Below are 6,895 nucleotides of genomic sequence, written 5' to 3'. Positions count from 1 at the left end.
CTGAGAGGCGTCGCTCTCAGGCGGCTCTGTTTTGTGACCATCACATGATATATTGGGTCGAGACACCCGCAAATTTAGCAACTCCTATCAGATAATCTGTGATAAGAACGTACAGTCCACCGGTGAGGAGACTAATTCAGTCAAGCCCATGCCGCCGGTCGAACTAATTTTGAGCGTGCAATAGGGTATATAAGATTATACAGAAGTGAAGTAAGAAAGCTACCGGAAACTAGCGCAATTATGAATATACCAGATTGGGTTGATGCTCGTGAATACCAGCAGCAAGCGGTTTCTAATTGGATGACTGCTGGTGGCATAGGCGTACTGCAGATGGCGACTGGGACCGGAAAGACTGTGACGGCGCTTCTGACTGCATCACAAGTCTCTCAGAAAGTAGATGGAGAAATGGCCCTGATCATTGCGGTCCCATATCAGCATCTAGTTGACCAGTGGGCTGAGGATGTCCGAGATTTTGGTCAAAATCCGATTCTTGTATATGAAAGTCGTCAAAACTGGCAAGCACGTCTAGAAAGTGAACTTGCCGAGTTTGATCTTGGCGTTCGCAACGAATTAGTAGCTATCACAACTCACGCAACGTTCGCCTCAGAAAATTTTCAGCGAGTCCTCTCACGGATCAGCCGAGATCAATTTATGCTCATTGCTGATGAGGTACATCACCTTGGTGCACCACATCTCAAGGCAGCTTTACCTGATGCAATTCCGTTGCGACTGGGTCTCTCAGCTACACCTGAACGATTTTATGATGACGAAGGAACCGAAGAACTATTCGAATACTTCGGCGGGATAGTTTACCAATACGGACTTGGCGAGGCAATTCGAAATGGAGCTCTTTGTGAGTACTATTACATACCTCATGTAATAGAACTGACCGAAGATGAATCTGATGAGTATCTCAAACTCTCCAAAAAAATTGCTCGATTGATCAGTCGAACGGGTGAGGATCTTGGTGATGCGGATCTCCAAGACAACAAAGATCTTCAGTTTCTGTTATTTAGACGGGCACGATTAGTTGGGACTGCAAAAAGAAAATTAGATCGGCTTGTTAAACTCATTGAACAGGAAGAAGAGGTCAAACATACCTTAGTCTATTGCGGTGATGGTACAGTTGAGGGAAAAGTTGCAAGTCGAACACGTAGGCATGTTGATGCTGCAACAACGACGCTTCGTACTGACCTCGGGCTTCGTGCTCGACGGTTTACTGCTGATGAATCGAGAGCAGAGCGGCAGAGTCTTTTACAACGGTTTAGCGACGGTGAAATCGATGCACTCGTCGCAATCCGGTGTCTCGATGAGGGAGTCGATGTTCCGGCAACGCGCACTGCGTATATGCTAGCGAGTTCTTCTAATCCACGACAGTTTGTACAGCGCCGAGGGCGTATTCTCCGGAATCATCCCGGAAAAAATCACGCGATTATCCACGATTTTGTTGTGGCACCACCGATGGAAGTCCGATCGAACCCAACTAGTGATAAGACCCTATTCACAACAGAGCGAAATCTTGTCAAACGAGAACTAGAACGGGTAAACCTGTTTGCTGAATCAGCGCGTAATCATCCAGACTCGGATATCCCCGGGATCCCAACTGATGCTGGAGCTATTGGAGAGTTAAAACGAGGTTTTAATCTCCAACAAATGTAATACAATATACATATGATACTTAACTGGTCACATAATGAGAAATGTAAGATATCTATTTGAGGGATACGCATATTAATATGGAGCTAAGTAGCATAGATAACCAATGGGAAAACAAAAAAACGTTGAGGACATTGACTCTGAGACACTAGCTCGCATACGGAATAGAACCTTACAGGCAGAAAAGAAGCAGCTTCATATGCGAAAACCACATAATATCATCCCTGAAATTCAGAAAATTATTGAAGAGGAGATTCAAGAATAGCTATGCGACTTCTTCGTTTACATCTACTAAATTTCAGGCAATTCCGCTCTGGTAGCATAACTTTCGCACAAGGCGATGATAAGAACGTTACTGTCATTCATGGTCAAAATGGTTCTGGCAAAACAACATTAAAAAACGCACTGACATGGGTACTGTATAGTGATGTAGATTTCAATCTTCGTCCAAATAAACTCGCTAGTCAGGGAGCGATGGCCGAAGCAAGCTCAAATGATACTATCAGAGTTGAAGTATCCCTTGAATTTGAGGATGGAGACATTGAGTATGAGCTAACCCGGTGGGTTGAGTACCAAAAGCAGTCAGATGACGATTTCGAAGGACAGGTTATTGATGACGGTCTCTCACTAAGCTACACAGAACCCGACGGAACCCGTGGGACTAGAAAAAATCCACAAGACGCAATTGAACAGATACTTCCTAAACGATTGAATAATCTCTTCTTTTTTGATGGCGAATACATTACACGGCTTTCTGAGACACAAAGTCAAGGGGAGATTCGTGAAGCGATTCAGAATATTATGGGGTTGAAAATTATTGAACGGTCGATATCACATCTTGAAGATGTTGAAGCTCGTTTTGAGACAAAGTTAGAACAGTATGCTGATACTGAGTTGAAATCACTCATGGAACGACGGTCCAAAATGAAAAATAAAAAGCAAGATCACGAGCAGGCACTTGATTCTGCGAAGGAAACACGAGATATACTCAAATCAGAAATCGAGGAAATTAAATTAAAACTTGAGAATATGGATGACTCTTCTGACTTAGAAAGGGAACGAGGGGAACTTGAGAATGACCTCGAACGTGTTGAAGAAAAGATCAGCAAGTTTAATCAGGATATTGAGGACACAATTAGCACAAAGGGACATCTTCCATTTGCCATGCCTGCTGTTGAGGAAACAGCAAAAGATCTAGATCAACTCCGTGATAAAGGCGCAATTCCGTCAGAGGTGTCAAATCAATTTATTGATCGTCTTTTGAAAGAAAAGGAATGCATCTGCGGCCGTACACTCAACCCAGGAAGTGATGCACATAGTAAAGTTAAATCGTATAAATCTGACAGGGTAACAGAAGGTTTTGACCAAGCTGCAATACGGATTATATCCCATCTAACCCAACTAGATTCGGAGCGTGATGAGTATTTCAATACGGTCACTCAACTATTCAATGATCGCGCTGAATTACGGGACCGAGAGCAAGAACTTGCTGAGAAGATTAGTGAAATCAGTTCACGAATCGAAGAGATTGATGCTGTAGATCCTGAGACAGGTGAGACTCCAGGTGAATTAGAGGTGGCTCGTGATAAAAAATCAGATGAGCTTGAGGAGACAAAAGAGGACATCGTCCGCCACGAGATACAGATCGAGGAGCTTGAGAAAGAGCTCAAAAGAGTTAATAAAGATATTGACGAGGCTCGTCAAGAACAGCAAGAGGCTGAGATTGCCCGTAAGCGCATGCGAGCTGCAGAATCTGTTCGTCGGCAGTTGGAAGGATCATTTGATAATCTTCAGTCACGAATCCGTAATTGGTCAAATTCGCTTGTTGCAGAAACTTTCGACGAGATCGCAACAAAAGAGTATAATGCTGAGATCACTGATAAATTTGAGCTCCGTATTAGAGACAAGCTTGAAAACGAATATCTAGAGGTAGAGAAATCTAGGGGAGAGCGTCAAATTGCAAGTTTGACCTTCATTGGGAGTCTCGTTCAGATTGCAAAAGAGCGATATGAGTCAGATAGCGATAGTGAATACTTTACCGGTGGGATATATCCTATTGTGATGGATTCTCCGTTCGGAGCACTTGATGATGAACATCGACGTCAAGTAAGTCGTGTTATTCCTCGAATGGCTGAGCAAGCGGTAGTCTTTGTGACAGACTCACAGTGGCGAGGCCCTGTTGCAAACGAACTCTCGGAAATTGCTGGGCGTCAGTATCAATTATCCTTTCAACCAGGGGATGAATCTGGAAGTTATCCACAAACAATAATCCAAGAAGAAAATACAACAGGGGGTATATAATAATGTCCAATTCCACGATCCGTCAAAACTACTACAGGCATCCGGTCTATGACAAAATGGTTGATGAATGGGGTTTGTTCAATACGTACGTTGATTTCTTTGTTTTTGCTGCAAGTGTAGGTTACGCGATGACAGACATGACTACAGTTGAGGGTTACGAGAATTCTGAATACGCAGGCGAAGGTGAGACTCAGGGGGAAATGCTCTGGATGCATTTATCCAATAAGCAAACTTATCGGGCAGTTGCAGCATCTATCGCCTACCAGCATACCGGTGATGCAGAAGCGTTAGTTGATCCGGAGATTCAACTCGAAATACTTGCCCGATATGCTAAGGCAGGTGTAGAGCAGTTGGAACGTGAATTTGGCAACGCACCCGGTAATCCTCGTGATGGGCTTATTTCTTTTATTGAGAACGAGCATCCAAGAAGTAATAATCAGAGAGATGATATTTTGAATGAAATAGTTGAGAGCTTTGATCAGAAGATGATAGGTGAGTGATGCGGACCATAGTTTATCGACTCGTCAAAGCCTGTATAAATTAAGATATATTGACCAGTCGATGGGATGCTTAACGTTTGAGATAGCGTTCCGCTCACTCTTTAAATCATAGCCGAGTATTCTCAAACTAGTCATGAGATGGTTCTTGAACGACCCGCGAGTAGCAGCGCAGATATTCAGCTCAGTCGGCTCACCAACAATGACACCGTCAGCTGCTAGCGCTTTAGCTCTGATTCACGGTAGAGTCACTGACAGAGGACTTACAGAAGTCGCACATATTATCACAGACAACGAGTACGGATAGAGGCGCAGGATACTGTTAGTTCTCTGATTTGCCTTAGCAACGCCGGCGTAGCGCAGCGTGCTCCCTGCAGTTACGTAATGTTAAAACACACAAGAGGTTTATAAATAAGTTGCCCATTTTAAGACAACTTGCTCTCTGAACCAATACTCACTGTTCACTTACATTTAAGCACGCACCTAAGCGGGAAGTCGATACAATGAGAGTTAGCCGACGAACTCGATTGGATCCAAGACGTACCTCCCGTGTAGTATCGAAGCTCGCAGATCAAGGACTCGTTGTGAGAGAACGAGATGGTGGTCGATACGGTTATATCATTGTCGCACGCTGAGCCGACCCAGCGGTTTATTGACCTCACACGCGAATACCCGCACATCGACTTCCCCGGCCTGCTTGCTGGATCCACGATCCCGCTCCTGTATTATTTGACTACCACACGAACCGCAGCAGGTGCGTCATCTCCATCGACAGGAAGCAAGTGAACACGCTGCTGGCGTTCGGCTTATATGGGTTGACATGGTCGAGTACCTGTTCAGCTGTTAGAGTGAGGCAACTGCATCACAGTTCCATTAGACCGGCCCGAACGCTCTTGAGCAGTACGGAATCCCGTTTAACGCAAGAGAGTCAGTACTATCTCCGGTCCAAAAAACAGGTAGAGATCGCCTCTGAAGACATAGTGTGTCACTTGCTGCTTATCAATGACGGGGGTCGGTACCGATCATACTGTCTGTTACTGATCATTGACTGTGAGTTGGAGCCAGATACGCTCACGCGGACTGCCGGTCGGTATGATCGGGAAGTTGGGTCGATCTCAACGACATTATTCAACAGCTCTGTGCCCACCTCGACTCCGAAGGTACGGAGTACGGAGAGAACCTGTCAGAATGGGACCCGTTCAAGTTGACGGCTGTTAATTACTCGCTCACAGGATTCAAGCATGCCTGAATTCTGACTTTCAGCTGTACAGACTTACATAAACCCCACAGCACACAACTATCAATGACTGAAACACTCGCCGACAAGTACTCTCAGGGTACCTCGTATATCCAGCAAGCCGTCGTTGAGCACGGCGAAGACTAGGTGTTAGAGCATTATTATTAGAAACTTTACCCGCTCAGTCAGGTGATGCCAATGCCCGAAAAAAAGGAGCTCCCGTTTTATGATCCGGACGAGAACGACACGATGAGCAAAGCGGAACGAGTAGGGATGTACCAAGCGTGGGCGAAGTATGGAGAGAATCTACGGAATGGGGCATAAAATACCGAATGAATACGACTGGCGGCCAGCGTCCGCCACCGTCTAAAACCCGATTTGTGAAATGAGTACTCTTAGTATTATTGATGCGGCACACCTCGTTCCGATACTAAGCGAGTGTCATGTCCACTCATCGAGATTCTTTTGCTCAGCATCCCCCGTTGAAAGTGTATTCTGTAGGTCGGAAGCAGTAGTTATACTCTTTGTAGCGTCTGCTTCTCGGATCTTAGCCAATCCTTCGTTCGGGGCAATATCGAAATCTGTTGGGGGAACGAATATAGGGCGATCGTGTTCGAGTGCTATTTTGTATTGAGCCATGGTTCCCCCATTTCCATCGGTGGCAACGAAAATCATCCCGTCACTCAGTGCCGCGATGAGTTCATTTCGGTCAAGGAACGCATGACGGGCGGGGTCAGCGTCGGGTGGGCGCATTGAGAGGATGAGACCGCTTGTATCGATGATTTGGTCAAATAAGGATTGATTCTCTGGCGGGTATGCGACGTTGACGCCCGTTCCGAGAACGGCGATGGTTGAACCGTCAGTACCTAACGCACCTCGGTGAGCGGCGGTATCCGCTCCACGGGCCCCACCACTAACGAGTGTGTACCCATTTTCTCCGAGTTCTGCCGAGAGCGACTCGATCCATTGTTGCCCGGTTTCGTTCGTTTCACGCGATCCTGAGACACCGATTGCGTCTTCGGTCAGGAGTCCGACGTTTCCTTTTGCGTATAAGAGAACCGGTGCTGGGCCGACACGGACTGCTTCCGGATACCGAGCTTCCGTGATACCAAGAATTGTAATTCCATTCGATTCGTAGGCACCGAAACGGTCAATATAGCCTTCGACCTCGTCTTTGAGCGACCGGATGTCTGAAAGTGTGGTC

The 6,895-nt window shown here is 45.9% G+C and carries 6 protein-coding genes; 5 read left to right on the top strand and 1 reads right to left on the bottom strand.

All coding sequences use genetic code 11. The annotated features are described in order from the left end of the window. The first annotated feature begins 240 nt into the window (after nt 1–240). From E5K03_RS13860 to E5K03_RS17850, 5 genes are all read left to right on the top strand, one after another. Complete coding sequence (locus tag E5K03_RS13860; RefSeq protein ID WP_138007394.1) at nt 241–1,659, top strand: DEAD/DEAH box helicase family protein; 1,419 nt, start codon at nt 241–243, stop codon at nt 1,657–1,659. 264 nt (nt 1,660–1,923) lie between these two features. After that, on the top strand, nt 1,924–3,957 hold the full coding sequence (locus tag E5K03_RS13855; protein ID WP_138007393.1) for an AAA family ATPase: 2,034 nt from the start codon (nt 1,924–1,926) through the stop codon (nt 3,955–3,957). Nucleotides 3,958–3,959: 2 nt separating this feature from the next. Continuing rightward, entirely contained in the window at nt 3,960–4,457 is a 498-nt protein-coding gene (locus E5K03_RS13850; protein WP_240730037.1) for a hypothetical protein, read from the top strand. A 779-nt stretch (nt 4,458–5,236) separates the two neighbouring features. Then, nucleotides 5,237–5,662 (top strand): hypothetical protein, encoded by a 426-nt coding sequence (locus E5K03_RS18025; RefSeq protein WP_449267301.1) that lies wholly within the window; start codon nt 5,237–5,239, stop codon nt 5,660–5,662. Between the two features lie 227 nt (nt 5,663–5,889). Then, a complete protein-coding gene (locus E5K03_RS17850) occupies nt 5,890–6,015 on the top strand; it encodes a hypothetical protein (RefSeq protein WP_321167632.1) in 126 nt (41 codons plus the stop codon). A 117-nt stretch (nt 6,016–6,132) separates the two neighbouring features. Here E5K03_RS17850 and E5K03_RS13845 read toward each other — a convergent pair. After that, nucleotides 6,133–6,895 (bottom strand): DNA-processing protein DprA (locus E5K03_RS13845; RefSeq protein WP_138007392.1); only part of this gene is annotated, 763 nt, incomplete at its 5' end.

It is taken from the genome of Halalkalirubrum salinum (assembly GCF_005543295.1).
Taxonomy (GTDB): Archaea; Halobacteriota; Halobacteria; order Halobacteriales; family Haloferacaceae; genus Halalkalirubrum; species Halalkalirubrum salinum.
This window is presented reverse-complemented; position numbering and strand designations above follow the sequence as displayed.